The 24713-nt window shown below is 68.6% G+C and carries 25 protein-coding genes; 14 read left to right on the top strand and 11 right to left on the bottom strand.

The window, feature by feature from the left end; translation table 11 throughout:
* Position 1 precedes the first annotated feature (1 nt).
* Positions 2-1708 (top strand): O-linked N-acetylglucosamine transferase, SPINDLY family protein, encoded by a 1707-nt coding sequence (locus AC5P98_RS21310; protein WP_049406805.1) that lies wholly within the window; start codon positions 2-4, stop codon positions 1706-1708.
* A gap of 46 nt (positions 1709-1754) precedes the next feature.
* Positions 1755-2537 (top strand): polyphosphate kinase 2, encoded by a 783-nt coding sequence (gene ppk2, locus AC5P98_RS21305; protein WP_049406807.1) that lies wholly within the window; start codon positions 1755-1757, stop codon positions 2535-2537.
* Between the two features lie 493 nt (positions 2538-3030).
* Here ppk2 and AC5P98_RS21300 read toward each other — a convergent pair whose 3' ends face one another.
* Together AC5P98_RS21300 and AC5P98_RS21295 are read right to left on the bottom strand one after the other, a co-directional pair.
* Positions 3031-3606 carry a TlpA family protein disulfide reductase gene (locus tag AC5P98_RS21300; RefSeq protein ID WP_049408756.1) on the bottom strand — a complete coding sequence of 192 codons (576 nt, stop codon included), beginning with the start codon at positions 3604-3606 and terminating at the stop codon, positions 3031-3033.
* The gene (locus tag AC5P98_RS21295) at positions 3603-4877 is read right to left on the bottom strand and encodes a YihY family inner membrane protein (protein ID WP_032956948.1); all 1275 of its coding nucleotides are present in this window, start codon (positions 4875-4877) and stop codon (positions 3603-3605) included. The genes AC5P98_RS21300 and AC5P98_RS21295 overlap by 4 nt, the downstream gene beginning before the upstream one ends.
* Before the next feature lie 77 nt (positions 4878-4954).
* Here AC5P98_RS21295 and wrbA point away from each other — a divergent pair, with 77 nt between their 5' ends.
* The 3 genes from wrbA (at position 4955) to AC5P98_RS21280 (ending at position 6445) form a co-directional block, all read left to right on the top strand.
* The gene (wrbA, locus tag AC5P98_RS21290; protein WP_014646025.1) at positions 4955-5548 is read left to right on the top strand and encodes an NAD(P)H:quinone oxidoreductase; all 594 of its coding nucleotides are present in this window, start codon (positions 4955-4957) and stop codon (positions 5546-5548) included.
* Positions 5545-5880 carry a DUF2069 domain-containing protein gene (locus AC5P98_RS21285; RefSeq protein ID WP_049408758.1) on the top strand — a complete coding sequence of 112 codons (336 nt, stop codon included), beginning with the start codon at positions 5545-5547 and terminating at the stop codon, positions 5878-5880. Before wrbA ends, AC5P98_RS21285 begins: the two co-directional genes overlap by 4 nt.
* Positions 5881-5959: 79 nt before the next feature.
* Entirely contained in the window at positions 5960-6445 is a 486-nt protein-coding gene (locus AC5P98_RS21280; protein ID WP_010481766.1) for an asparaginase domain-containing protein, read from the top strand.
* Between the two features lie 88 nt (positions 6446-6533).
* Here AC5P98_RS21280 and AC5P98_RS21275 read toward each other — a convergent pair whose 3' ends face one another.
* The 3 genes from AC5P98_RS21275 to sufT form a co-directional block, all read right to left on the bottom strand.
* Complete coding sequence (locus tag AC5P98_RS21275; protein WP_046429039.1) at positions 6534-8273, bottom strand: S8 family peptidase; 1740 nt, start codon at positions 8271-8273, stop codon at positions 6534-6536.
* Between the two features lie 475 nt (positions 8274-8748).
* Positions 8749-9843 carry a branched-chain amino acid aminotransferase gene (locus AC5P98_RS21270; protein ID WP_049408759.1) on the bottom strand — a complete coding sequence of 365 codons (1095 nt, stop codon included), beginning with the start codon at positions 9841-9843 and terminating at the stop codon, positions 8749-8751.
* 59 nt (positions 9844-9902) lie between these two features.
* A complete protein-coding gene (sufT, locus tag AC5P98_RS21265) occupies positions 9903-10454 on the bottom strand; it encodes a putative Fe-S cluster assembly protein SufT (RefSeq protein ID WP_005415385.1) in 552 nt (183 codons plus the stop codon).
* A gap of 122 nt (positions 10455-10576) precedes the next feature.
* On the opposite strand from sufT, the gene AC5P98_RS21260 reads away from it, so the two are divergent.
* Positions 10577-10996 carry a hypothetical protein gene (locus AC5P98_RS21260; protein WP_046429036.1) on the top strand — a complete coding sequence of 140 codons (420 nt, stop codon included), beginning with the start codon at positions 10577-10579 and terminating at the stop codon, positions 10994-10996.
* 578 nt (positions 10997-11574) lie between these two features.
* Here AC5P98_RS21260 and AC5P98_RS21255 read toward each other — a convergent pair.
* Together AC5P98_RS21255 and AC5P98_RS21250 are read right to left on the bottom strand one after the other, a co-directional pair.
* Positions 11575-13035 (bottom strand): NAD(P)(+) transhydrogenase (Re/Si-specific) subunit beta, encoded by a 1461-nt coding sequence (locus AC5P98_RS21255; protein WP_032956961.1) that lies wholly within the window; start codon positions 13033-13035, stop codon positions 11575-11577.
* Positions 13032-13352 (bottom strand): NAD(P) transhydrogenase subunit alpha part 2, encoded by a 321-nt coding sequence (locus AC5P98_RS21250; RefSeq protein WP_014646018.1) that lies wholly within the window; start codon positions 13350-13352, stop codon positions 13032-13034. Before AC5P98_RS21250 ends, AC5P98_RS21255 begins: the two co-directional genes overlap by 4 nt.
* Before the next feature lie 98 nt (positions 13353-13450).
* Here AC5P98_RS21250 and AC5P98_RS21245 point away from each other — a divergent pair, with 98 nt between their 5' ends.
* The 3 genes from AC5P98_RS21245 to AC5P98_RS21235 are packed head-to-tail and all read left to right on the top strand — an operon-like array spanning position 13451 to position 14817.
* Positions 13451-14035 carry an RNA polymerase sigma factor gene (locus AC5P98_RS21245; RefSeq protein WP_080354563.1) on the top strand — a complete coding sequence of 195 codons (585 nt, stop codon included), beginning with the start codon at positions 13451-13453 and terminating at the stop codon, positions 14033-14035.
* Positions 14032-14361, top strand: coding sequence for a membrane protein (locus tag AC5P98_RS21240; RefSeq protein ID WP_049408479.1), 330 nt, complete (start codon positions 14032-14034; stop codon positions 14359-14361). The genes AC5P98_RS21245 and AC5P98_RS21240 overlap by 4 nt, the downstream gene beginning before the upstream one ends.
* A 3-nt stretch (positions 14362-14364) precedes the next feature.
* The gene (locus AC5P98_RS21235) at positions 14365-14817 is read left to right on the top strand and encodes a DUF3106 domain-containing protein (protein WP_049408481.1); all 453 of its coding nucleotides are present in this window, start codon (positions 14365-14367) and stop codon (positions 14815-14817) included.
* Between the two features lie 120 nt (positions 14818-14937).
* Here AC5P98_RS21235 and AC5P98_RS21230 read toward each other — a convergent pair whose 3' ends face one another.
* Both AC5P98_RS21230 and pacR read right to left on the bottom strand, forming a co-directional pair.
* Positions 14938-16017 carry an NAD(P) transhydrogenase subunit alpha gene (locus tag AC5P98_RS21230; RefSeq protein ID WP_049408483.1) on the bottom strand — a complete coding sequence of 360 codons (1080 nt, stop codon included), beginning with the start codon at positions 16015-16017 and terminating at the stop codon, positions 14938-14940.
* Positions 16018-16069: 52 nt separating this feature from the next.
* Positions 16070-18391: a PacR family protein gene (gene pacR / locus AC5P98_RS21225; protein ID WP_041863077.1), complete on the bottom strand. Its 2322-nt coding sequence runs from the start codon at positions 18389-18391 to the stop codon at positions 16070-16072.
* 331 nt (positions 18392-18722) lie between these two features.
* On the opposite strand from pacR, the gene AC5P98_RS21220 reads away from it, so the two are divergent.
* The 4 genes from AC5P98_RS21220 to AC5P98_RS21205 are packed head-to-tail and all read left to right on the top strand — an operon-like array spanning position 18723 to position 21577.
* Positions 18723-19304 carry a nitroreductase family protein gene (locus tag AC5P98_RS21220; protein ID WP_014646012.1) on the top strand — a complete coding sequence of 194 codons (582 nt, stop codon included), beginning with the start codon at positions 18723-18725 and terminating at the stop codon, positions 19302-19304.
* A complete protein-coding gene (locus AC5P98_RS21215) occupies positions 19301-20236 on the top strand; it encodes a 5'-3' exonuclease (protein WP_049408486.1) in 936 nt (311 codons plus the stop codon). Before AC5P98_RS21220 ends, AC5P98_RS21215 begins: the two co-directional genes overlap by 4 nt.
* Positions 20233-20787, top strand: a complete 555-nt coding sequence (locus AC5P98_RS21210; RefSeq protein ID WP_049408489.1) for an NUDIX hydrolase — start codon at positions 20233-20235, stop codon at positions 20785-20787. Before AC5P98_RS21215 ends, AC5P98_RS21210 begins: the two co-directional genes overlap by 4 nt.
* Positions 20780-21577 (top strand): N-formylglutamate amidohydrolase, encoded by a 798-nt coding sequence (locus AC5P98_RS21205; RefSeq protein WP_495230207.1) that lies wholly within the window; start codon positions 20780-20782, stop codon positions 21575-21577. Before AC5P98_RS21210 ends, AC5P98_RS21205 begins: the two co-directional genes overlap by 8 nt.
* 136 nt (positions 21578-21713) lie before the next feature.
* On the opposite strand, the gene AC5P98_RS21200 is transcribed toward AC5P98_RS21205, so the two are convergent.
* Positions 21714-23132: an MFS transporter gene (locus AC5P98_RS21200; RefSeq protein WP_049408494.1), complete on the bottom strand. Its 1419-nt coding sequence runs from the start codon at positions 23130-23132 to the stop codon at positions 21714-21716.
* A gap of 105 nt (positions 23133-23237) precedes the next feature.
* Here AC5P98_RS21200 and AC5P98_RS21195 point away from each other — a divergent pair, with 105 nt between their 5' ends.
* Entirely contained in the window at positions 23238-24122 is an 885-nt protein-coding gene (locus AC5P98_RS21195) for a LysR family transcriptional regulator (protein WP_049408496.1), read from the top strand.
* A 315-nt stretch (positions 24123-24437) separates the two neighbouring features.
* On the opposite strand, the gene AC5P98_RS21190 is transcribed toward AC5P98_RS21195, so the two are convergent.
* Complete coding sequence (locus AC5P98_RS21190; RefSeq protein ID WP_154583308.1) at positions 24438-24578, bottom strand: hypothetical protein; 141 nt, start codon at positions 24576-24578, stop codon at positions 24438-24440.
* Positions 24579-24713 lie beyond the last annotated feature (135 nt).

Genomic DNA, 24713 nt, shown 5'->3' with positions numbered 1-24713 from the left:
GATGTCGGCCTGGCAGCAGCGACAGCACCTGCAGCAAGCGATCGCTCGCCAGCCCGACGACTTCGTCGCCTGGGTGATGCTGGCCGACGTGGAACTGGAAGCCGGCGACATCGCTGCCGGCGAACAGGCCGCGCGACGTGCGCTGCAGCTGCGCCCGAATCACCCCGAAGCGCTGGCACGGCTGGGCCGCGTGGCGTGGATGGCCGGTGCACATGGCGATGCGGCCAAGCTGCTTGGCCAGGCCTCGGCATTGGCCCCGCAGCACCCGGGCATCGCGCTGTGGCTGGGCCATGCGCTGGAAGACGCCGACGATGCCGAAGGCGCAGCAGCAGCCTATCGCCGCGCGCATGCGCTGATGCCGGATGAACCCTACATCGCCGCGCAGCGCCTGGCGTGGCAGCGCCGCCTGTGCGACTGGCAGGACGTGGACACGCTGGCTGCGCAGGTACGCGCCGCGCTCGCCGCCGGCCACGGTGCGGTGGAACCCTTCGCCTTCCTCAGCGAAGACGCCAGCGCGGGCGAGCAGTTGGCCTGTGCACGTGCGCGCGCCGCACTGATCGCCGCCTCGGTCCGGCCCTTGCCGGCAGTGACGGTACGCGCGCGCGGCCCGTTGCGCGTCGGCTTCCTTTCCAATGGCTTCGGCGCCCATCCCACCGGGCTGCTGACCGTGGCCCTGCTCGAACACCTGCGTCATGACCCGGCGTTGCAGCTGCACCTGTTCGCGCTGAACCGCGCCGATGGCAGCGGCATCCGCGAACGCCTGCAGTCCGCGACCCGGCTGCATGAGGTGGCCGCACTGCGGCATGCCGACATCGCGGCCCGCATCCGCGCACAGGGCATCGACCTGCTGTTCGACCTGCGCGGCTGGGGCGGCGGCGGCGCGCCCGAAGTGCTGGCGATGCGCCCGGCCCCGCTGCAGCTGAACTGGCTGGCCTACCCCGGCACCTCGGGCGCGCGATGGCTGGACGCCGTGGTCGCCGACGAATTCGTACTGCCGGCAGCGCTGGAACCGCACTTCAGCGAACGCGTCCTGCGCCTTCCGCGGGCCTTCCAGCCCTCGGACAACACCCGCACGCTGGAGCCGTCGCCGTCCCGCGCCGAGTGCGGGCTGCCCGAGCACGGCGTGGTGTTCTGCTGCTTCAACAACAGCTACAAGCTCAACCCGCGCAGCATGGGCCGCGCCTTCGCAGTGTTGCAGGCCGTGCCCGGCAGCGTGCTGTGGCTGCTGTCCGGCCCCGGCCAGGCCGACGCCCGCCTGCGCACCGCCGCGCAGGCTGCCGGCCTGGACCCGGCGCGGCTGGTGTTCATGGCCAAGCTGCCGCATCCGCAGTACCTGGCCCGCTACCCACTGGCCGACCTGTTCCTCGACACGCATCCGTACAACGCGCACACCACCGCCTCCGATGCACTGTGGGCCGGCTGCCCGGTGCTGACCTGCCCGGGCGACACCTTCGCCGCGCGCGTGGCCGGCAGCCTCAACCACCATCTGGGGTTGGCCCGGATGAATGTCGCCGATGATGCGGCGTTCATCGCCACCGCCAGCGCACTGGGCAATGACCCCGCAGCACTGGCCTCGCTTCGCGCCGAGCTGGTGCAGGCGCGCGAATGCAGTGGCCTGTTCGACATGGCCGGGTTTGCCCGCGACCTGTCGGCCCTGCTGCAGCGGCTTGCCGGTGAACACGGCTGGCAAGGTGTCGACAACACCTGAGCGACCCCTGCGTTACGCTCGGGCTTCCTCCCCGCGTGGTGTGACGATGGCCAAGCTCAAGCGCAAGGACTACGACGAACTGCTGCTGCCGCTGCAGCTGGAACTGACCGCGATGGCGCGCTGGGTGCAGCTCAGCGGGCAACGCCTGCTGGTGCTGTTCGAGGGACGGGATACGGCAGGCAAGGGCGGCGCGATCCAGGCCATCAGCCAGCATCTCAATCCACGCCAATGCCGGGTGGTAGCACTGCCCAAGCCTACCGACCGCGAAGCCACGCAGTGGTATTTCCAGCGCTATGCCTCGCATCTTCCCGCCGCCGGCGAGATCGTGCTGATGGACCGCAGCTGGTACAACCGCGCAGGCGTCGAGCGGGTGATGGGCTATTGCAGCGAAACCGAGTACCAGCAGTTCCTGCGCCAGGCACCGGTGTTCGAGCAGCTGCTGGTGGATGACGGCATCCTGCTGTTCAAGTACTGGCTGTGCGTGGACCAGGAGCAGCAGGAGAAGCGCTTCGCCGAACGCCACCTCGATCCGCTGAAGGGCTGGAAGCTGTCCCCGGTCGACCTGAAATCGCGCAGCAAGTACAGCGCCTATACCGAAGCCCGCGAGGCGATGCTGCGCGCGACGCATCGCGAGGCTGCGCCGTGGACGCTGGTGGATTTCAACGACCAGCGGCTGGGGCGACTGACCCTGGTGCGCAACCTGCTGGACCGGTTGCCGGACACACGGGTGGATGCGCCGTTGCCGGAGCTGCCGAAGCTGAAGGGCAAGCTGCATCGCGAGCACTACGATGTGCTGAAGCCGATCGAGGACTTCCCGGTCGAAGAATAGGGTGGGTCGGCAGGGTTGCACCCTGCACCTGCTCAACGCAACGGCAACGGCAACAGCAACAGCGGGCATCCGCGGGATGGCGGCGCGGTGGGTGGGCACGACCGTTGGTGCCATGGATGGCGACATCGAGCCCCCATGGACGGGTCTACGGCGTGTCCTACCCACCCAACCGCCCCGCCTCTGACAGATCCCTGCGGCTGTTGGTAGGTGTCGACCTTGGTCGACACATCTGTCAGATATCGAAATGGAACCGGGGTCAGATCCGTTTTCCTGCGGAAAGCGGATCTGACCCCATCGGCAATCCCATTGGCCTGGCGGGCGTCGGATCGTGTCTGGGGCAGAGCCCCCTGAGTCAGGGGGCGGCCGCGAAGCGGCGGGGGTTTGGGTGTTGGTAAGTGGGGCCCGCGGTTCGCGCAGCGAAGCGTGGGAGCGGCAGCGCGCATGCGATGGCGCGTACCGAGGTGCAGGGCCGCAGGCCCTGCCGACCACCCCACTATTTGCCAGCAGCGATCTGCTTTTCGATGTCGGCGGCGGTCACCGGGCCAAGGAAGGTGTGGGCCAGCTTGCCCTGCGGATCCAGCAGATGCGTCAACGGCAGGCCTCGCGGCGTGGCGAAGTCGGCCGGCGGATCGAACGGGTCCACGATCACGATCGGATAGGTCACCGGATGCTTGGTCAGGAACGACTGCATTTCCGGCACTTCGATGTCCTCGTAGGCCAGGCCGACCACCTCGATGTTGCTGCGCATCGCATGCAGCGCCGACAGCTCGGGCATCTCCTTGCGGCACGGGGCGCACCAGGTCGCCCAGAAGTTCACCACCACCCACTTGCCACGATGCGCGGCCAGATCGTAGTCGCTGCCATCCACCGCCTTCATCTTCAAGGTCGGGAATTCGGCAGTGGTGCGCTCGGCCGGGGTTTCATCGACCGGTGCCGGAGTGGTCGGCGTCGGCGCCTGTGCCGGCGGCTGGCTGCTGGCCGGTGTCGGCTCCTGGGCCGGCTTGCAGGCCGCCAGGGCCAGCAGCAGGGTCAACGGGAGCAGCAGCGGCAACGGCGTCTTGCGGGTCATGGCATGTCTCCAGAGTCGGTATAGATATCACTGACCTTGCGCTTCAGGCGTTCGCGCAGGGGCAGCCGCAGATCGTCCAGCGCCGCCAGTGCGGCACGGCCCAGGCTGTCATCACGGTACGGCAGGTGCTGCTCGGCCACCGGGATGCGCAGCTGGGTGCATTCGTACAGATCGGCCAGGCTGACCTGGTCCAGGTCACGCGACAGCAGCCACTCGCCCCGCTCGTCGCGGCGCAGCAGGTCGATCTCCTGCAGGTTGCAGATCAGGTCCTGCAGCAGTGAATCGGTCAGCATCGGCTCCAGCCGCAGGATCTCGTCATCGGCCAGGCCCTTGCCCTTGGCCCGTGCATGCTGGAAGCGGCCAAGCAGGCGCAGCAGTCCATAGAACTCATACCCCTGCGGCAGGCGCAGTTCCACCGGCTGGTAGCGGAAGGCGGCCATCGAAGAAGCCAGCGACGCCCCCAGCAGCACCGCCACCCAGCACAGGTAGATCCACAGCAGCAGGATCGGCACGAACGCCACCGTGCCATACAGTTTCTGGTAGGACTGGAAGCTGCCCAGATAGGCACCGATGCCCCACTTCACCAGTTCCAGGATGACCGCCGCCAGGATCGCGCCGGGCACGGCATGCCGCCATTTCACCGTGTGGTGCGGCACCACCCGGAACATCAGCGTGATGCAGACGAACTCGATCAGGATCGGCGCCAGCCGCAGCGCCAGCTCGGCCAACCAACGGCCCTCCTGGGTACCGAACAACGGCATCGCGAACACCCGCGCCGATACCGCAAGCGATGCGGCGGCGAGCATCGCGCCCAAGGTCAGCACGGTCCAGTAGACCAGGAAGCGGGTCAGCTTGGGCCGGGTCGAGCCGACCCGCCAGATCTGGTTGAAGGTCTCTTCCACACTGTTGAGCGTGATCAGCAGTGAGGCCACCAGTGCGATGAAGCCGGCCGCCGTCAGCTGGCCGGCACTGGCCGAGAACTGCCGCAGGTAGCCCTCGGCCGCACGCGCCGCGGAGGGCACGAAGTTGGAGAATACGTAGTCGCTGAGCTGATCGCTCCAGCGGTCGAAGACGGGGAAGGCCGACAGCACACCGAATACCACGATCGCCAGCGGTACCAGCGCGAACACCGTGGTGTAGGCCAGCGCCGCCGCTGCCTGGAACAGGCGGTCGTCGAGGAAGCGATGCCACAGGAAGCGGCCGAAACTGATGGCCCGTGCGCGATCCCGCGCGCGCTCCATCCACAGGTTGAGCGTATCCAAAGGTTCCATCGGTGGAAGGGTACCCGATGCGGAATGCTGGCAGGATAGCCATACTGGTAGCCACACGACGAGGAGAAGCGGGCACGATGGGCGAGATTCTGGTGCTGTACTACAGCCGGGGCGGTTCGGTGGCACGGCTGGCGCGCCAGATCGCGCGGGGCATCGGCGAAGTGCCGGGCATGACCGCGCGCCTGCGCACGGTGCCGCCGGTGGCCGCCGTGACCCAGACCGCGCAGCCACCGGTACCCGACGATGGCGCCCCCTACGTGAGCGTGCAGGACCTGGTCGACTGCCAGGGCCTGCTGCTCGGCAGCCCCACCCGCTTCGGCAACATGGCCGCGCCGGTCAAGCACTTCCTGGATGGGCTGGGCGCCGAATGGGTCAATGGCACCCTGTCCGGCAAGCCGGCCGGCGTGTTCACGTCCACCGCCTCGATGCACGGCGGCCAGGAATCGACCCTGCTGTCGATGCAGGTGCCACTGCTGCACCACGGCTGCGTGATCGTCGGCATCCCGTTCACCGAACCGGCGCTGAGCCACACCACCAGTGGCGGCACGCCCTATGGCGCCAGCCACGTGGCCGGTGCCGCCGACGATCCGCAGCCGACCGACGACGAAGCGGTGCTGGCGCGCGCGCTGGGGCGCCGGGTGGCCGACATCGCGCAGCGGTTGGCCCGATGAACCGCGCGCCGCGCACGGTCCTGCTGTTGGCCCTGATGGGGCTGGCCGCGCTGTTCGCAGGCTGGTTCATCAATGACAGGCACTGGCTGGCCACCCAGCTGGTGTTCACCGCGCCACCGCTGGCGCTGGCCATCGCCGTGCGCCTGGGCTGGCGCAAGGTCGGCTTCTGGGCCTCGGTGCTGGCGCTGGGCTGGTTCAGCCACGGCGTGATGAGCGCCTGGAGTCACCCGGAAACGCGCTGGCTGGCGCTGATCGAGATCGCGCTGGCGCTGCTGGTGATCTTCAGCGCCAGCCTGCCCGGCCTGCGCGCCCGCTTCGGCAAGCGGCGCTGACGCTGCGCGCCCAGGGCCTTATCATCTGCATTCCTGGCCCCGCGCCGCAGTCCCTGTCCTGGTTTCGCGCATGCACATGATGGAAGAGCTCCTGGTCGTCACCACCGGTGGCACGATCGACAAGATCTACTTCGACGACAAGTCGGACTACCAGATCGGCGATCCGCAGATCGGCATGATCCTGCGCGAGCTGGGCGTGACGTTCCGCTTCAACGTGATTCCGATCCTGCGCAAGGATTCGCTGCACATCAACGACGAAGACCGCGAGCTGATCCGCGCCACCATCGCCGCGCAGCCCACCCGGCACGTGCTGGTGACCCACGGCACCGATTCGATGGTGCAGACAGGCAAGGTGCTGGCGACGATCCCGGACAAGACCATCGTGATGACCGGTGCGCTGAGCCCGGCACGCTTCCGCGGCTCGGATGCGGAGTTCAACATCGGTTGTGCGATCGGTGCGGTGCAGTCGCTGCCGAGCGGCGTGTACATCGCGATGAACGGGCGGATCTTCGACCCGCAGCATGTGCGCAAGAACGTGGCGGCGAACCGTTTCGAGTCGGTCTGAGGAACAGCGTGCCGGCCGAGGTCGGCACCCACCCGGACAAAAACGCCCCGGCCGAAGCCAGGGCGTGCCCTTGGAGAGGGACTTGGGCTCAGTACTGGGCGTTGAGGGTCAGGCCCGAGAAGGTGCTGTACGCCTTCACCCGCACATACCAGGTGCCGGCGGCAGGGCTGTTGATGGTGCAGGTCTCGCTGTTGCCGCTCAGGTACGGACGGCAGGTGTAGGTGGTATCGGTCGGGGCACTGCCCTGGCGCACGTACAGGTCGGCATCACCGCTGCCGCCACTGATTGCCACGCGCAGCTGGGTGCTGCCGGCCGGGACGGCGACGGTGTAGTTCAGCTCGGCACCGGTCGCGGCGCCCAGGCCGGTCACCGGCACGTTGTTCTGCAGCACGTTGCCGCCCGGGTTCGGGCCACCGCCATTGATCGCCGCATCCACGGCCGCGTTGGCGTCGACGATGCCGGCGCCGCAGCCCCCCGAGCAGGCGCCCGGCAGCGGGCGTGCGGTGCTCTTGATGATGCTCTCGACCTGTGCCGGGCTCAGCGGGCTCGGCGCCACCGACTGCATCAGGGCCACCACACCGGCCACATGCGGCGCCGCCATCGAGGTGCCGTTGTAGGACGCATAGGTGGCGCTGCCCGGCGTGGTGGTGCCGGTGTTGAGGGTGGACAGGATGCTCTGGCCCGGGCCGGAAATGTCGATGCCGGCACCATAGTTGGAGAAGCTGGCCCGCGCACCGGCCGAGGTCGTGGCCGCCACTGCGATCACATTGGCGCAGTTGGCCGGCACCGACGAGGACACGTTGGTGTTGCTGTTGCCGGCGGCGACCACCACGGTGGTGCCGCGGCTGACCGCGCCGTTGATCGCGTTCTGGTAGGTGGCCGAGCAGGTGCCGCCGCCGCCCAGCGACATGTTGATGACTTCCGCCGGATTGGCATTGGCCGGCACGCCACTGACGGTGCCGCCGGAGGCCCACACGATCGCATCGGCGATGTCGGAGGTATAGCCGCCGCACTTGCCGAGCACGCGCACCGGGACGACCTTGGCGTTGAACGCCGTGCCGGCCACGCCGGTGCTGTTGTTGGTCACCGCCGCCACGGTGCCGGCGACGTGGGTGCCGTGCCAGCTGGAGTTGGACGCCGGGATGCCCGAGCCGCACTCGTTGGCGCCATACCAGTCGCCCTCGTCGTTCGGGTTGCTGTCGCGGCCACCGCCATCGCGCGCCATCGCGGCATCGCTGATGAAGTCATAGCCGGGCAGGATGTTGGCGTTGAGATCGGGATGATTGGTGATGCCGGTATCGATCACGGCCACCACCACGCCGGTGCCGGTGGCCTTGTCCCAGGCCGGCCGCACGTTGATCGACGCGTTGGAGGTACCAAAGCCCCACTGTTCGCTGAAGCGGGTGTCATTCGGGGTCAGCGTCGCGCGCATGATCTGGTCGACTTCGACGTATTCCACGTTCGGGTCGGCGGCCAGCTTGCGCATCAGCAGCTCGGATTCAGCCTGGTCAAGCGGGCGGTCGGTCCTGACCAGGGTCGGGCCGACGGCCAGCTTGCGGACCTGCTGCAGGCCCAGCGCACGGCCCTGGCTGCTGGCCAGGCCGGCGGCGGCACTCTTCAGCGAAGAGGCCAGTGCGGTGGTGTTGGCCACCGGCGCACTGCCGTCGCGGTACTTCACGATGAAGCGCTGGTGCGTCGGCGCGGACTGCAGGCCGCTGAGCTGGACGTCACCGGCCAGCGCAGGCGTGGCCAGCAGCAGCGATGACAGAACGGACGCACCAAGGACCACCCACACTCGACGCACACGCGGTTGCGTTACCTGGGACATCGTATTTCCCCTTCTAGTGGTGTGAATGCCGGAATCGGCAGAAGCACCGGCCCGAACCATGGGCTGGCTTGCGTTGGCGAGGTTCGAAGTCCGGCGAGTCAGCGGATCCCCCTATCGATCCGCCGTGCAGATGACGCTAATGACCAAAACCGGACACCACAAGATTTTCAGCGTCTTTTCAGCAAGATGAAATGTTCGTTCTGAGACTTCCCGGGTCGAGGGTTTGTGAAGGTGAAGGAACTTTCTCATCTCCTGCACACACCTGACTGGGTCATCACCTGTCGTGCGATGACTTTGCCGACATCGGCATCCGCCGATTCGGGGTCGGAGTGGGTGGGGTCAGATCCCTTTTCCCACGGAAAAGGGATCTGACCCCACCCACCTGTCCACAACGCAGAAAGCCCGTCACAGGGACGGGCTTTCCAGGAACAACGCAGCCGAGCGCGCGCTCGGGTCTACAACCCGGTGCGGGCGATCAGCCCAGCTTGACCAGCCAGTTGTGCCGGTCCGGCAGGCGGCCGTACTGGATGTCGGTCAGTTCCTTGCGCAGCGACATGGTCACTTCGCCGGCCGGCGCGTTGATGTCGCCCACCGAGAAACCCTCGCCCTTCAGCTGGCCGATCGGGGTGACCACCGCCGCAGTGCCACAGGCAAACACTTCGCTGATCGCACCGGAGGCCACGCCGTCCTTCCACTCGTCGATGCTGACCTTGCGCTCTTCGACCTTCATGCCACGGTCGCGCGCCAGCTGCAGGATGCTCTCGCGGGTGATGCCCTCGAGGATGCTGCCGGACAGTTCCGGAGTGACCAGCGTGCCGTCCTTGTAGACCAGGAACACGTTCATGCCGCCCAGTTCTTCCAGGTACCTGCCTTCGACCGGGTCCAGGAACAGCACCTGCGAGCAGCCCTGCGCCTGCGCCTTCTGCTGCGGCAGCAGCGAGGCGGCGTAGTTGCCACCGCACTTGGCGGCGCCGGTGCCGCCCTTGGCCGCGCGCGCGTATTCGGTGGACAGCCAGATCGACACCGGGGCCACGCCCTTGGCAAAGTACGGGCCGGCCGGGCTGGCGATGACGTAGTAGCCGGCCTTGTGCGCGCCGCGCACGCCGAGGAAGGCTTCGTCGCCGATCATGAACGGGCGGAAGTACAGGCTCGACTCGTCGGCCGACGGCACCCACTCGCTGTCGACGGCGATCAGCTGCTTCAGCGATTCGACGAAGATCCCCACCGGCAGTTCCGGCAGCGCCAGGCGCTGCGCCGAACGCTGCAGGCGACGGCCGTTGGCATCCGGGCGGAAGGTCCAGATCGAGCCGTCAGCATGGCGGTAGGCCTTGATGCCTTCGAAGATCTCCTGGCCGTAGTGCAGCACGGCCGCGGCCGGGTCCAGCTGCAGCGGGCCGTAGGCACGCACGCTGGCGTTGTGCCAGCCGGCATCCTTGTCCCAGCGCACTTCCACCATGTGATCGGTGAAGTGCAGGCCGAAGCCCGGCTTCTCCAGGATCTTGGCGCGCTCTTCAGCGCTGCGCGGGTGGTCCGAACGGGTGACGGCGAAGCTGGGAATGGACTGGGACACCGGAGGATTCCTGTTCTGGTTGCGGGTAGTGCCGGGCCCGCGTCACTGCGGGCCCTGGGTCAAAGCATGCCGGTCTCGAGCCGCGCCGCCTCGGACATCATGTGCTGGTTCCACGGCGGGTCGAACACCAGGTCGACGTCGGCCTCGGCCACCGTCGGGATCATTTCAAGCTTGCTGCGCACGTCGTCGACCAGGATCTCGCCCATGCCACAGCCCGGTGCGGTCAGGGTCATCTTCACGTCGATCTCGCGCTTGCCTTCGTCCAGATGCTTGATCTCGACTTCATAGACCAGGCCCAGTTCAACGATGTTGACCGGAATCTCCGGGTCGAAGCAGGTGCGCAGCTGCTGCCACACCAGTTGTTCCACCTGCTCATCGGTGGCGTCGGCCGGCAGCTCGAGCGGTGCCGGCGCCTCCTTGCCGATGGCGTCGCCGTCCTTGCCGGCGATGCGGAACAGGTTGCCCTCGACGAACACCGAATAGCTGCCGCCCAGCGCCTGGGTGATGTACCCATAGCTGCCGGCAGGCAGGGTCACGGTATCGCCCTGCGGGACCATCACGGCCTCGCAATCGCGTTCGAAGTGGACAGGTTCGCTGCTACGGGAATACATGGGGACCGATATGGGGCCGTGGCCGGGGCCACGCAAGACGGCATTCTAGCCCAGCCGCCCCGGCACCGCCGGTGCACTGCGGCAAACCACAGTATCCTGTGGGTGATCTTCAGGGAGCTTCGATGTCCTCCATTGCCACGCGTGCCAGGACCGTCACCTGGCTCTGGTCCCTCATGCTGTTGCTGGGTCTGCTTGTTGCTCCCCTCGCCTGGATGGTCCTGGCGCTGATGACCGGCCGGCAGGTCGGCTGGATGGCGGTAGTGTCCGCCCTGGAACTGGTGTTCATGCTGCGCCTGGGCACACTGGGCCCGGGCCGGTTGCGCATCGCCCTGGTCGTGCTCGGCACCCTGCTGGTGGCCGCCGTGGCCAACTGGGCCATCGCCAGCGCCTGGATGGGCGGCTCGATCGGTCTGGACCTGTGGGACGCCACCACGCGGATGGGCCCGCACCTGGCCTGGACCCTGATCAACCTGGCCAATGGCGCGATGGAATGGCTGTGGCTGGCCGTGGCCGTGGTCGTCGGCGCCTGGCTGGCGCGCTGAGCGCGTAGATCCACGCCACGCGCGGATGGGGTTAATGCCGGACGCTGGCCGGCAAAAGCGTGCGGACCAGGGTCCGCACCTACCAGAGGCAGCCGCCACGCGCGGATCCGGTAGTGCCGGCCGCTGGCCGGCAAAAGCGCGCGGACCAAGGTCCGCACCTACCAGAGGCAACCATCACGCGCGGATGGGGGGTAGTGCCGGCCGCTGGCCGGCAAAAGCGTGCGGACCAAGGTCCGCACCTACCAGATGCAACCGCCACGCGCGGATCCGGTAGTGCCGGCCGCTGGCCGGCAAAAGCGCGCGGCCCCAGGTCCGCACCTACCAGATGCAGCCGCCACGCGCCGATGGAGGGTAGTGCCGGCCGCTGGCCGGCAAAAGCGTGCGGCCCCAGGTCCGCACCTACCAGATGCAACCACCACGCGCGGATCCGGTAGTGCCGGCCGCTGGCCGGCAAAAGCGTGCGGCCCCAGGTCCGCACCTACCAGGTGCAACCACCACGCGCGGATCCGGTAGTGCCGGCCGCTGGCCGGCAAAGGGGCCAGAGCCCTGTCCTGCGGAAAGGGATCCGACCCCGGTCTTCAATGCCCGCCGTCGAGCGCCTTCAGCTCGCTCACCAGCGAGGCGGCCGCTTCGGCGCCGTCGCCATAGAGCATGCGGGTATTGTCAGCGTAGAACAGCGCATTCTCGATACCGGCGAAGCCGGTGCCCTTGCCGCGCTTGATCACCACCACGTTGCGCGCGTTGACCACGTCCAGCACCGGCATGCCGTAGATCGGGCTGGCCGGATCAGTACGCGCGACCGGATTGACCACGTCGTTGGCACCGATCACCAGTACCACGTCGGTGTTGGTGAACTCCGGATTGATGTCATCCATGTCGGCGATCAGGTCGTAGGGCACGCCCGCTTCGGCCAGCAGTACGTTCATGTGCCCGGGCATGCGCCCGGCGACCGGGTGGATGGCGAACTTCACCTTCACCCCGCGCTGGCCCAGCCGCTGCGCCAGTTCCCAGATCTTGTGCTGCGCCTGGGCCACGGCCATGCCGTATCCAGGCACGATCACCACGCGTTCGGCGTAGGCCATCATCGCCGCGACATCCGGGGCTTCGATCGGCTTCTGCGCGCCGCTGATCGCCTGCGCTTCGCCACCAGCACCGCCGCCGAAGTTGGAGAACAGCACGTTGCGGATCGGCCGGTTCATCGCCTTGGCCATCAGCCGGGTCAGCAGGATGCCGGCCGCGCCGACCATCATGCCGGCGATGATCAGCGCCTCGTTGCCCAGCACATAACCTTCGAACGACACTGCCAGGCCGGTGAACGCGTTGTACAGCGAGATCACCACCGGCATGTCGGCACCGCCGATCGGCAGCGTCATCAGCACGCCCAGCGCCAGTGCCAGCACGAAGAAGGCAACGATCGCCCAGGCACTGAGCGTACTGGCCGCGATGATCGCCAGCACCACCACCGCCAGCGCCACCAGCAGGTTCATCACCTGCTGGCCGGGCCAGGTCACGCGCTTGTCCAGGCGTCCATCCAGCTTGGCCCACGCGATCACCGAGCCGGACAGCGACACCGCGCCGATCGCCGCGCCGACCACCGCCAGCAGCAGCATCGTGCCGGACGGCTGGCGCGCGGCCAGGTCGGCCAGCGCCTGCGCGCTCCAGTGGCTGGTATCGCGGTGGGCCAGGAAGGCATAGCGCAGCAGTTCCACCGCACCGATCGCCGCCGCCGAGCCACCACCCATGCCGTTGTACAGCGCCACCATCTGCGGCATGTCGGTGATGGCAACCTTGCCGGCCGACCACCAGGCCAGGCCCGCACCCAGCAGCAGTGCCACCAGGATCAACGGCACGTTGTGCAGTTCGGGCAGGAAGAAGGTGGCCGCGGTGGCCAGCAGCATGCCCAGCCCGGCCCAGCGGATGCCGCTGCGTGCGGTCAGCGGCGAGGCCATGCGCTGCAGGCCGAGCAGGAACAGCGTGGCGGCGACCAGGTAGCTGGCCTTGACCAGCCAGTCGAGCAGTTCGACGGTGCTGATGTTCAAGCCTGCGGCTCCTTCGGTTCGTCCTTGCCGCCCCTGGGCGCGCTCGGCTTGAACATTTCCAGCATGCGCGCGGTGACCACGTAGCCACCGGCGGCATTGCCGGCACCGAGCACCACGGCCAGGAAGCCTAGTGCCTTCTCCAGCGGCGTCTGCGCATGCCCCAGTACCACCATCGCGCCGATCAGCACGATGCCGTGGATGAAGTTGGAGCCCGACATCAGCGGGGTATGCAGGATCACCGGCACCCGCGAAATGATCACGTGGCCGGCGATGGCCGCCAGCATGAAGATGTACAGCGCTACGAACCCGTCACTCACCGGCAACGCTCCTGCTCTGTCTTCGTCGGCCCATCATAACCATGGGCTGAACCCGGCGCGCACCCGGCGTCAACCGGAGCGCCGCTCACGCGTTGTCGATGGTGACCCCGAGCGAGGAACCGTACCCTGTGCTGGTGAGCAGCCCCGCCCCCCCGAGCGCCGAGACCGATGCCCTGCCGGCATCGCTGGAGGCATTCCTGGCCAGCGTCGGCCCGCGTGCGTTCCGCTTCGCCGAGGCCGGCCTGCGCCAGCGCGAAGACGCCATGGATGCGGTGCAGGACGCGCTGCTGCGCATGCTGGATTACACCGACAAGCCGGCCGCCGAATGGGCGCCGCTGTTCTGGAGCATCCTGCGCCGCCGGGTGATCGACCTGCAGCGCCGGCGCCGCTTCCGCCTGCCGTTCTGGCGCGACAACCAGGACGCGGAAGGCGGCGAGATCGACTGGGCCGATCCCGGCCCGGACCCGGCAAAGGCACATGAGCAGCGCCAGCAGTACCAGCAGCTGGTGGACGCGTTGCGCACCCTGCCCGCCCGCCAGCGCGAGGCCTTCACCCTGCGCGTGCTGCAGGACCTGGACGGGGCCACCACCGCCCGCGCCATGGGCTGCAGCGAAGGCGCGGTAAAAACCCATCTGGCACGCGCCCGGCAGGCGCTGCAGGACTACCTGGAGACCCACCCGTGAACCGCTCCCTGCCTTCCGATGACACCCTGCGCCGCCTGCACGCGCAGTCGCTGCAGGCGCTGTCGCCGGCAACGCTGGCCCGGCTGCGCCAAGCTCGCCACGGCGCCACGGCCACCCCCCATCGTGGGCGCTGGCGCTGGTGGCTGGCCAGCGCCTGCTCACTGGTGGTTGCACTGGGCATCGGCCTGCAGTTCACCGGCCATGGCACGCTTGCGGGTCCGCCGCCGGACCCCGTGCTTGCTTCAGTGGAAGACAACGGCGCGCTCTACGACGAGAATCCCGATCTGTACCTGTGGCTGGGCGATACCGACCTGGCGATGGAGTAAATCATGTCCCGACTGCTTGACCTGCCACTGCTGTTGACCCTGGCGCTGCTGCCGGCCGTTCCGGCGCTGGCGCAGAACGCCACGCCCGCCCCTGCCGCACCGGTCGCGCCATTGCCTGCGTGGGAGCAATTGAGCGAATCCCAGCGAGAGTCCCTTCTGGCGCCGCTGCGCGACCGTTGGAACAGCGCTGATGCCGGCCAGCGCCAGCGCATGCTCTCGCACGGCCAGCGCTGGCAATCGATGAGCCCGGAGGAGCGCGACAAGGCCCGCCGCGGCCTGCGCCGCTTCGAGCACATGAGCCCGGAACAGCGCGAGCAGGCGCGCGCCCTGTTCGGGCAGATGCGCAACATGCCGCCGGCACAGCGCGACGCGCTGCGCGAGCGCTGGTCGCAGATGACGCCGGAGCAGCGCCGGGACTGGGTGCGCGACAACCCGCCGCCGGCGAAGCCGCGGTAAGGCCCCGGGGAACGGGGTCAGAGCCCTTTGCTGACGCAAAGGGATCCGACCCCTGGCAGATTGCGGGAGATCGGGGTCAGATCCCTTTGCCAGAGGCAAAGGGATCTGACCCCACGTCATTCATGCCTGCCAGCGCGTCTTTGCCAGCAGCTCGTCGTCCCAGTCGAAACCGAGCCGCCCCTCGCGCACGAACAGCGCAACGAAGTTGAGCAGGTTGCGCGCATACATCTCACTGGCCTGGGTCGCGCCGCGACTGGCCAGGCCCAGCGGACCATCGATGGTCACGCCCTGGTGTTCGATGCAGTGCCCCGGCTGGGTCAGTGCACAGTTGCCGCCGCTCTCGGCCGCCAGATCGACAATGACACTGCCGGTGGCCATGCCCTCCACCATCGCGGCGGTCACGATGGTCGGCGCCGGCCGACCGGGTACGGCAGCCGTGCAGATCACCACGTCCACGCCGCGCAGGTGGTCGGCCAGCCGAAGCTGCTGCTCGGCGCGCTCGTCATCGGTCAGCGCCCGCGCATAGCCGCCCTCGCCCGCCGCGCTCACCCCGAGGTCGAGGAAGCGCGCACCCAGTGACTGGATCTGCTCGCGGGTTTCCGGGCGCACATCGAAACCTTCCACCTGTGCACCGAGGCGCCGCGCGGTGGCGATGGCCTGCAGGCCCGCCACGCCGGCACCGATCACCAGCACCTTGGCCGGCCGCACGGTGCCAGCGGCGGTGGTCAGCATCGGGAAGAAGCGCGGCGCGCGTTCGGCGGCAATCAGCGCGGCCTTGTAGCCGGCCATTCCGGCCTGCGAACTGAGTACATCCATCGCCTGCGCGCGGGTGGTGCGCGGCAGCTGCTGCAGCGGGAACAGCTGCAGGCGATCATCGGCCGCCAGCGCGGCCAGCGCCGGATCGTTGGCCGGTGCCAGCAGGCCAACCACGCTGGCACCGGGCCTGAGCTGCTCCAGCACCGTCGCAGGAGGTGCCTGCACGCACAGCAGGATATCGATCTCGGCCCAGCGGCCCGCGTCGAAGACACGTGCGCCGGCGTCGTCATAGGCGGCATCGGTGAAGCCGGCGGCCAGCCCGGCGCCGGCCTCGTACCAGACCGTAATGCCGAGGGCACCGAGCTTGCGCGCGGTTTCCGGTGTCAACGCCACGCGCCGTTCACCCGGCGCGGTCTCCTTGATCCCCAGCAACGCCACGGCCATGCAGGTCCCCGCTGATCGGTGAGTTTTCCCGATCCTAGCAGGCAGCCAGCACTCAGTGCAGGGTGGTGCTGCCCGGGTCGAGGCGGTCGATCACGCCCTGCATGGCGCTGTCGAAGGCGCCATCGTCAACGTGGGCACGCAGGCGGCCGAGCCGCACCATCACCGCCAGCTCTTCTGGCGAGGCCACGCAGAAGCGCACGCCGCGACGGTTGACGAACAGCAGGCGCGAGGAAATCGGGCTGACCCAGGACAGCTTGCCCGCCTGGACCTTGCCGTCCTTGTCGACGAAGTCCAACCAGTTGCCGATTTCCATGCGTCGGAAGCGGTCGGCATCGGCGTTGTCGAAATCGTCGGCATCGATCTGCCCGCTGAGTTCCACCGCTGGCGATTCGGCCACCGGCGGTGCCGGCAGCGCGACCTGCGGCAGCTCGGGCAGCGCGCGCTGCAGTTCCGGCCGCGACTCGGCGATGCCCTGCAACGTGTCGTGCAGGGCGTCGATCGCGCCGGTAGCCGCATCGCCGTGCACACCGACGCTGGCAAACACCTTGGCCAGCACCGGCTGCCAGGCCTGCAGCCATGGCTTGCCGACAATCTGCCGGCGTGCCTCGGCAACTTCCTCCAGCAGGCCGTCGCCGAGGCTCAGTGCCTCGGCCACCGACGCGCCTTCTTCGCCCTCGCGCAGCAGCGCCAGGGTCAGGTGGTGCTGCCAGGGCTGGCGCAGGAACTCGGCAATGGCCGGCGGAAGGGTGGCATCACCGATGCGACGATCCAGTTCCGCACCGGCCCGGGTGCGGGCCATTTCCAGCTTTTCCTGGCCGCGCTGCGTTTCTGCGGCGCGACGCTCGGCGATTTCCACGCGGCGGCGATGCTGCACCAGGAACTCGCGGAATTCTTCTTCCAGGGTCAGGAAGATCGCCAGGTTCTCGTTGAACTCGGCCACCAGGCGCTCGATGATCTCCTCGACCTTGGCCATCAGCATGCGCTCGGCCTGGCTTTCGCCGGTGTTGCCCTCGCAGGCTTCGGCCAGCGAATTGAGCAGCTTGCGCGCCGGATGGGTCTTCTGCACGAACATGCGGCGGTCGAGCATGGCGACCTTGACGAAAGGCACGACCAGGCGGCCGATCAGTTCGCGCGAGCGGCCTTCCAGTTCACGCTCGTCCAGCATCACGTCGAACAGCATGCCGACCAGGTCGATGGCATCTTCATCCTGCGGGTCCAGCCGGGTCTGGCCCGGATCGACGCCGAGCTGGGTGGCGCTGGACAGCACTTCGCTCTTCAGCCGCTGCGCCAGCGATTCGCCGTCCTCGCCGATGGCTGCACGCAGCGTCGCGCTCGGCGTGGCCTGCAGCAGCGACAGCACCGACATCATTTCGCGCTGGCTGAGCGGGCGCTGCTGGCCGACCGCCACCTGTGCCGCAGACGTGGCGTCCTCACGCACATGGCGGGTCTGCTGCAGCAGTTCGTGCAACGCTTCCAGCAGCATGCCTTGCTGGCCGGCGTAGGCCTCGCCGGCGGCGCCATCATCGCCGCCCAGGTGCTGCTGCATATGCCCGCGGCGCTCGGACCAGCGGGCGGCAAAGCGCTGCGCCCAAGCCGGTGCGGCCTGCTCGTCATCGCTGAACCCCGGATCGACGCCCGCGCCGTGGCGATGCTCGACCAGGTCATCCAGCATCCCGGTCATGCGCGGATCCGGTGCCGGCGGTTGTGGGCGCTGCGGAGCCCCCATCTGCGACATCACGCCGGCTGCGGCCAGCTGCTCGTCCAGCTTCTCGTAGATGCGGCCGACCGGTGCACGCAGGTCGCGCTCGCACAGCTTGATCAGCACCAGATGCACTTCCGGGGCCAGTTCGCAGCCGGCAAAGGCCTCGTGGATGGCCACGCCCAGATGTTCGGGGCTGATGGGATTGTGGTCGGCGTCCAGTTCCACGCCGCCGATCAACCGGCCCAGGCGGCGGTCCAGCCGCGCCAGCACCGGCTTGAAGTCACGCAGCAATACAGTGGCGAAATTGCGCACCGCCAACCGCGATTCCAGTACGTGTTCGGCCAGCAGGCTCAGGCCATCCTCGGCCGGCCCCGACAGGGTCGCCTCGGCCGACAGCGGCTCACCGGCCGCCAATGCGGCCCACGCCTGCTGCAGGTGGCCGGCGAAGGCGGCAGCGATCTCCTCACGGCGGCGGCGCAGTTCGCGCATCGCGTCCAGGAACAGCAACTGCGACGAGCCGGCATTGCCGGCGCGGTCGAACAGGGCATCGTCGAAACGCGCCAGCGCGGCCCCGAAGGCCTGGCACAGCGCGGGCAGGACCATGTCCCGGGCAAGCTGGAGCTGGGCCGGGTCACGGCCCGGCGATCCCATCGGTGTGGGCACGCTCATCATTCGGGAAGGCTCCCCACCTTCTCTGGTACGACAGACAGCATGGACATCGCGACGACCGGCACACCCCATGTACCGGAACGTCGATGGTAGGCCGGCCAGCCCGTCACGGACAGTGAAACAGTCCTCACTTCAAACCTCATGACCGGCGGCCCGGCAAGAGGGGTATCGTAAGCCGTGCAAGGCCCACGAGGCGAGGGGAAGCGGCTGTCCGTTTCCCGCCAGTGGCATGATGTTCATCACAGTTTGGTATTCAGGGGCCGGACGCGACACAGACGGCGTCATTGACCACCCCGACTATAATCAAACACCCGTGATGACCGGTTCAGACTCCATGCCCGACCCCGCTGCCCTGCTCGCCCTGGATGCCCGCCGCTCAGTGCCTTCGCGGCAACTGGGCGAGCCCGGCCCGGACCCGGCCACCCTGCAGCGGATGCTGGCGTCGGCCGTGCGCGTGCCCGACCACGGCAAGCGCGTGCCGTTCCGCTTCCTGAAGATCGCCGGCGATGCACGTCACACTCTGGGCGACTTCCTGGCCAAGCGCAGCCGCCAGCGCGACCCGCATGCCGGCGAGGCCGTGTTCGAGAAGGACCGCCAGCGTTTCAGCCACGCCCCGCTGGTGATCGTGGTGGTCGCCAGCCCACGCCCGGACCCGAAGGTGCCAGAACAGGAACAGCTGATGACCGCCGGCTGCGTCTGCTTCGCCCTGCTGCAGGCCGCGCAGGCGCTTGGCTTCGGCGCACAGTGGCTGACGGCCTGGATGGCCTTCGATCCTGTCGTGCAGGCCCACCTGGGCCTGGTCGAGGGTGAACGCATCGCCGGCTTCATCCACATCGGCACCGCCAAGGCCGACGTGCCCGAGCGCGAGCGCCCCGACCCAGCGACCCTGCTGCAGGACTGGACGCCGCCGGCATGACCCTGCCGGCACCGCCGCCGTCGCTGTACCTGGTCGATGCCAGCATCTACGTGTTCCGCGCCTGGCACTCGCTGCCGGACCAGTTCCAGGACGCGCAGGGCTGGCCGACCAATGCTGTGCACGGCTTCGCCCGCTTCCTGCTGGACCTGCTGGAGCGCGAGCGCCCGCGGCACATCGCCATTGCCTTCGACGAAGCGCTCGACAGCGGCTTCCGCCACCGCCTGTATCCGGCCTACAAGGCCAACCGTGATCCGGCACCGGAAGCGCTCAAGCGCCAGTTCGTGCACTGCAAGGCGCTGTGCGCGGCGTTGGGCCTTGCCATCCTCGCCCACCACGACTACGAAGCCGACGACCTGATCGGCAGCGCACTGCACGTGCACCGCGGCAGCCATCGCGGGGTGATCATCTCCGCCGACAAGGACCTGTCGCAGCTGCTGCTGGATCACGACGAACAGTGGGACTACGCCCGCAACCAGCGCTGGGACGTGGCCGGCGTGAAGGCACGGCACGGCGTGCATGCGCACCAGATTGCCGATTACCTGGCGCTGTGCGGCGATGCGGTGGACAACATTCCCGGTGTCAGTGGTGTCGGCAGCAAGTCCGCCGCCGTGCTGCTGGCCCATTTCGGCAGCTTGGATGCGCTGTACGAACGCCTGGACGAAGTGCCGTTCCTGCGCCTGCGCGGTGCCGCCCAGATGGCGGTGCGCCTGCGCGAGCAGCGCGAGCACGCCCTGCTCTGGCGCCAGCTGACCACCATCGCGCTGGACGCGCCGCTGGAAGGCAGCCAACCCGGCCTGCTGCGCCAGACCGCCGACCCCGAGCTGCTCGGCGGCCTGTGCCAGACCCTGCGCTTCGGCCCGATGACCCGCCGCCGGCTGTTCGATGCCGCCGGCGTACCCGATATTCTTCCCACCCACAGCGAGCCCGCATGAGCCAGCGCAACACCGAAGCCCCGCGTGTCGTCTATGAAGGCAAGTACCAGCGCATGCTGGTACGCGGCACCTGGGAATACAGCGAACGTACCCATGCCGGTGGCCTGGCCGCGATCATCATCGCGGTGACCCCGGAGGACAAGGTGCTGTTCGTCGAACAGTTCCGCGTGCCGCTGCAGGCCCCCACCATCGAGATGCCGGCCGGCCTGGTCGGCGACATCCACGCCGGCGAATCGATCGAAGTCTCGGCCGTGCGCGAGCTGGAAGAAGAAACCGGCTGGACCGCCGATCACGCCGAAGTGCTGATGATCGGCCCGACGTCCTCCGGCGCCAGCAGCGAGAAGATCGCCTTCGTACGCGCCACCGGCCTGCGCCGGATCGGCGACGGTGGCGGCGATGACAGCGAAGACATCACCGTGCACGAGATTCCGCGCGCGCAGGCGGCGGCCTGGCTGGTGCAGAAGATGGGCGAAGGCTATGAGCTGGATGCCAAGCTGTGGGCGGGCCTGTGGATGATCGAGCACCACCTGGACGGGCGCCCGCGTGGCTGACGCCGATCTGCACGTACTGCCGGCGCTGCTGGGCGCCGACGACCCGGCGATCTATACCCTCCACCGGCCGCAGGGCGCCTCGCCGTACCTGCTGCTGGCCGATCACGCCGGCCAGCAGGTGCCACGCGCGCTGACCGGGCTCGGCCTGGCCCAGGCCGAGCTGGACCGCCATATCGGCTGGGACATCGGCATCGCCGGCACCACCCGCGCACTGGCCGAACGGCTGGATGCATGGGCGATCGAACAGACCTATTCGCGGCTGCTGATCGACTGCAACCGCCCACTGGCCTCGCCGACGCTGATTCCGGAAGTGAGCGACCACACCGTGGTCCCGGGCAATGCCAGGCTGTCGGCTGCACAGCGGCAGCAGCGCATCGATGCGATCCACGCGCCCTACCATGCGCGCATCGACGCGGAACTGGATGCACGCCGCGATGCCGGCCGCCCCACCCTGCTGGTGATGATGCACAGCTTCACGCCAGTGATGAACGGCACGCAGCGGCCGTGGCACGCCGGCGTGCTGTACCACCAGGACACGCGCTTTGCGCATGCCCTGCTGCAGGCACTGCGCGATGAAGGCGACCTGGTGGTGGGTGACAACGAACCGTATTCGGTCAGCAGCACCAGCGACTACGCGGTACCGGTGCACGGCGAAGGGCGCGGCCTGGTGCACGTGGAACTGGAGATCCGCCAGGACCTGATCGCCGATGCCGCCGGGCAGCAGGCGTGGGCGGAGCGGCTGGCGCGGATCCTCAGCGCCTTGCAGCCACAGTTGCTGGCGTTCGGTTGAACGCTCTTGGACCCATCCCGGATCGGTAGTGCCGGCCGCTGGCCGGCAACCTCAATGATCCAACCACCCCGAGGTTGCCGGCCAGCGGCCGGCACCACCGCAGGCGTGGCACATCCACCTACGGCAGCGCCTTCAATCATGCCTCGTTGACCGGGCAGACGGCAGCAGCCGATTCGACCGGCGCCGGGCGCAGGCCCAGCGCGATGGCCACGCCGAGCGCGGCGAACAGCGCGGCGCCGTACTGCGCATTGACCATGCCCTGCAGCGCATCAGGACTGGTTGCCTCCTGCGTGCCACGCGCGGCGTTGGCCACCATCACCAGTACCGCCAGTCCCAACGCGCCGCCGATCTGCTGTGCGGTGGCGGCCATGCCGGACGCCACACCCTGCTGCGGCCCCGGCACGCCCTGCCCGGCCACGATCCACATCACCGTCCAGCTCATGCCCTGGCCCACGCTGAGCACCACGATGCCCGGCAGCAGCGGCCAGTAACCGGCGCCATGCGGCATCGCCAGCGCCACCGCAGTGATGCCGATGGCACCGGCCGCGAAGCCCCAGGCCAGCACCTGCCGTGGCGAACGGCGCCGCAGCATGCGTTCGGCAATGCGGATGCCGAAGGTGCACACCACGGTCGGCAGCAGGAAGGCCATGCCGGCCTGCAGCGGGCTCCAGCCGTAACCATCCTGGAAGTAGAGCGCCAGGAAGTAGTACTGCACGCCATAGCTGCTCATGAAGGCGAAGGTCAGGCCGAGTGCCGCGCGCAGGCCGGGCAGGCGCAGCAGCGCAAACTGCATCAGCGGGTCACGGCTGCGCTTTTCGATCTGTACGAACACCGTCAACAGTAGGGCTGAAAGCAGCAGGCAGATGAGCGTGGCGCGGGCCGTCCAGCCCCACTCCGGCCCTTGCACCAGGGTGGTGACCAGCAGGCTGCCGCCGGCGGTGACGGTGAGGCAACCGGCCAGATCGAAGGAACGGCCCTGCACACGCGGGCCATCGGCCGGCAACCACGCGCCGGCCGCGACTGCACAGGCGGTGGCCAGCGGAACGATCACCGCCAGCACCGCCGGCCAGCCGAACGCCTGGGTCAGCACGCCACCGAGCAGCGTGCCCAGCGCCAGGCCGACCGCACTGGCCATGCTCCAGATCGCCAGTGCGCGGTTGCGCACCGGGCCTTCCGCATACAACGTGTTGATCAGCGCCAGCGTGGCCGGGAACAGCAACGCGGCACCGATGCCCTGCGCCGCGCGCGCGATGATCAACAGGGTGGCATTCGGCGCCAGCGCGCCGAACAGCGACGCCAGCGCGAACAGCAGCATGCCCAGCCGGTAGAAGCGGCGGCGGCCGATCAGGTCGGCGGCGCGCCCGCCCAGCAGCAGGCTGCCGCCGAACGCCACGGTGTAGGCACTGACTACCCATTGCAGCTGCTGCGCGTTGATCTGCAGCGCGCGGCCCATGTCGTGCAGGGCGACGAAGATGATGGTGGCATCCAGGGCGATGATCAGCTGGGCAGTGGCCAGCAGGGTCAGCGCCCAGCGCGGGTACTTGAGGGGAGGCATCGGCGGTCTGGTGCGGTGGGGGAGCGCAGTCTCATTGATGCGACCGAATCAATAAACCCCCTGCCAGCCATATCTGTCATGATTTTCATCATGAATGGAACCTCGATGGACCTCAATGCAGTGCGCATGCTGGTGCAGGTAGCCGAAGCCCGCAGTTTCACCGTCGCCGCCGGGCAGCTGGGCCTGAGCCAGTCCGGCCTGTCGCGCGCGATCGGCCGGCTGGAGGCCACGCTGGGGGTGAAGCTGCTGCAGCGGAACACCCGCAACGTGGCGCTGACCCCGGATGGCCGCCAGTTCGTCGATCAGGTGGCACCGCTGCTGTGTGGCCTGGAGGATGCCGAACGCCAGTTGGCCGACCGTCCCTGCACGCCCGCGGGCACCCTGAAGATCAGCGCGCCCTCGATGTTCGGGCGCAAGGTGCTGGTACCGCTGCTGGCGCCGTTGCTGCAACAGCACCCGCAACTGCAGGTGGAGGCCGTGCTCAGTGACCGTCTGGTCGATCTGGTCGAGGAAGGTTTCGATGCCGCCCTGCGCACCGGCGTCATCGCCGACCAGCGCATCGTCGCGCGCCCGCTGCGTCCGCTGCGCTGGGTGACGGTGGCCAGCCCCGCGTATCTGGCCCGCTGTGGCGCACCGGACGATGTGGCCGCGCTGCGGGACCACGCGTGCCTGGCGGTGCGCAACCTGCGCAGTGGCCGGCTGGTGGACTGGCAGTTCCTGCAGGAGGGCCAACTGCGCGAGTTCACGCCACCGACGCGGATGGTGTTCGACAGCGGCGATCCGCTGGTGGAAGCGGCCATCGCCGGTATCGGCATCGTGCAGGTGATGGATTTCGCCGTGGCCGACGCGCTCGCTGACGGCCGCCTGCAACGCGTGCTGCAGCCGCTTGAAGGCCGCAGCCGCGCGCTGTCGCTGATCTACCCACCGTCGCGCCAGCACTCGCCGAAGCTGCAGGTGCTGGCCGACGCGTTGCTGGCCGGGGATTGGTAAATCCACGCCATGCGTGGATGAAGGTTTCGGCGGGGTCAGAACCCTTGGGTATCCGGTAGCGCCGGCCGCTGGCCGGCGAGCCACATCGGCCGGCGGCGAAACGGACCGGCAAGGCATTGCCGGCCAGCGGCCGGCACTACCGATCAGGCGAAGCTATCGGTGGCGCGCACCAGCGCGTCCACGTTCTCGGCTTCGAACGCCGAATGGCCCGAGGCCTTGGGTATCCGGTAGTGCCGGCCGCTGGCCGGCGAGCCACATCGGGCGGCGGCGAAACGGACCGGTGAGGCATTGCCGGCCAGCGGCCGGCACTACCGATCAGTCGAAGCCATCGGTGGCGCGCACCAGCGCGTCCACGTTGTCGGCCTCGAACGCCGAATGGCCCGAGGCCTTGGCTATCCGGTAGCGCCGGCCGCTGGCCGGCGAGCCACATCGGGCGGCGGCGAAACGACCCGGCAAGGCGTTGCCGGCCAGCGGCCGGCACTACCGATCAGGCGAAGCCATCGGTGGCGCGCACCAGCGCGTCCACGTTGTCGGCCTCGAACGCCGAATGGCCCGAGGCCTTGGCTATCCGGTAGCGCCGGCCGCTGGCCG

This window comes from Stenotrophomonas sp. YJH_SMC_135 (assembly GCF_059372355.1).
This window is presented reverse-complemented; position numbering and strand designations above follow the sequence as displayed.

What these genes read in the sequence shown, in the direction of transcription:
- AC5P98_RS21310 (WP_049406805.1), top strand. Translation starts at nt 2, where the DNA reads ATGTCGGCCTGGCAGCAGCGACAGCACCTGCAGCAAGCGATCGCTCGC.
- ppk2 (WP_049406807.1), top strand. Translation starts at nt 1,755, where the DNA reads ATGGCCAAGCTCAAGCGCAAGGACTACGACGAACTGCTGCTGCCGCTG.
- AC5P98_RS21300 (WP_049408756.1), bottom strand. Translation starts at nt 3,606, where the DNA reads ATGACCCGCAAGACGCCGTTGCCGCTGCTGCTCCCGTTGACCCTGCTG.
- AC5P98_RS21295 (WP_032956948.1), bottom strand. Translation starts at nt 4,877, where the DNA reads ATGGAACCTTTGGATACGCTCAACCTGTGGATGGAGCGCGCGCGGGAT.
- wrbA (WP_014646025.1), top strand. Translation starts at nt 4,955, where the DNA reads ATGGGCGAGATTCTGGTGCTGTACTACAGCCGGGGCGGTTCGGTGGCA.
- AC5P98_RS21285 (WP_049408758.1), top strand. Translation starts at nt 5,545, where the DNA reads ATGAACCGCGCGCCGCGCACGGTCCTGCTGTTGGCCCTGATGGGGCTG.
- AC5P98_RS21280 (WP_010481766.1), top strand. Translation starts at nt 5,960, where the DNA reads ATGGAAGAGCTCCTGGTCGTCACCACCGGTGGCACGATCGACAAGATC.
- AC5P98_RS21275 (WP_046429039.1), bottom strand. Translation starts at nt 8,273, where the DNA reads ATGTCCCAGGTAACGCAACCGCGTGTGCGTCGAGTGTGGGTGGTCCTT.
- sufT (WP_005415385.1), bottom strand. Translation starts at nt 10,454, where the DNA reads ATGTATTCCCGTAGCAGCGAACCTGTCCACTTCGAACGCGATTGCGAG.
- AC5P98_RS21260 (WP_046429036.1), top strand. Translation starts at nt 10,577, where the DNA reads ATGTCCTCCATTGCCACGCGTGCCAGGACCGTCACCTGGCTCTGGTCC.
- AC5P98_RS21245 (WP_080354563.1), top strand. Translation starts at nt 13,451, where the DNA reads ATGGTGACCCCGAGCGAGGAACCGTACCCTGTGCTGGTGAGCAGCCCC.
- AC5P98_RS21235 (WP_049408481.1), top strand. Translation starts at nt 14,365, where the DNA reads ATGTCCCGACTGCTTGACCTGCCACTGCTGTTGACCCTGGCGCTGCTG.
- AC5P98_RS21230 (WP_049408483.1), bottom strand. Translation starts at nt 16,017, where the DNA reads ATGGCCGTGGCGTTGCTGGGGATCAAGGAGACCGCGCCGGGTGAACGG.
- pacR (WP_041863077.1), bottom strand. Translation starts at nt 18,391, where the DNA reads ATGATGAGCGTGCCCACACCGATGGGATCGCCGGGCCGTGACCCGGCC.
- AC5P98_RS21220 (WP_014646012.1), top strand. Translation starts at nt 18,723, where the DNA reads ATGCCCGACCCCGCTGCCCTGCTCGCCCTGGATGCCCGCCGCTCAGTG.
- AC5P98_RS21215 (WP_049408486.1), top strand. Translation starts at nt 19,301, where the DNA reads ATGACCCTGCCGGCACCGCCGCCGTCGCTGTACCTGGTCGATGCCAGC.
- AC5P98_RS21210 (WP_049408489.1), top strand. Translation starts at nt 20,233, where the DNA reads ATGAGCCAGCGCAACACCGAAGCCCCGCGTGTCGTCTATGAAGGCAAG.
- AC5P98_RS21200 (WP_049408494.1), bottom strand. Translation starts at nt 23,132, where the DNA reads ATGCCTCCCCTCAAGTACCCGCGCTGGGCGCTGACCCTGCTGGCCACT.
- AC5P98_RS21195 (WP_049408496.1), top strand. Translation starts at nt 23,238, where the DNA reads ATGGACCTCAATGCAGTGCGCATGCTGGTGCAGGTAGCCGAAGCCCGC.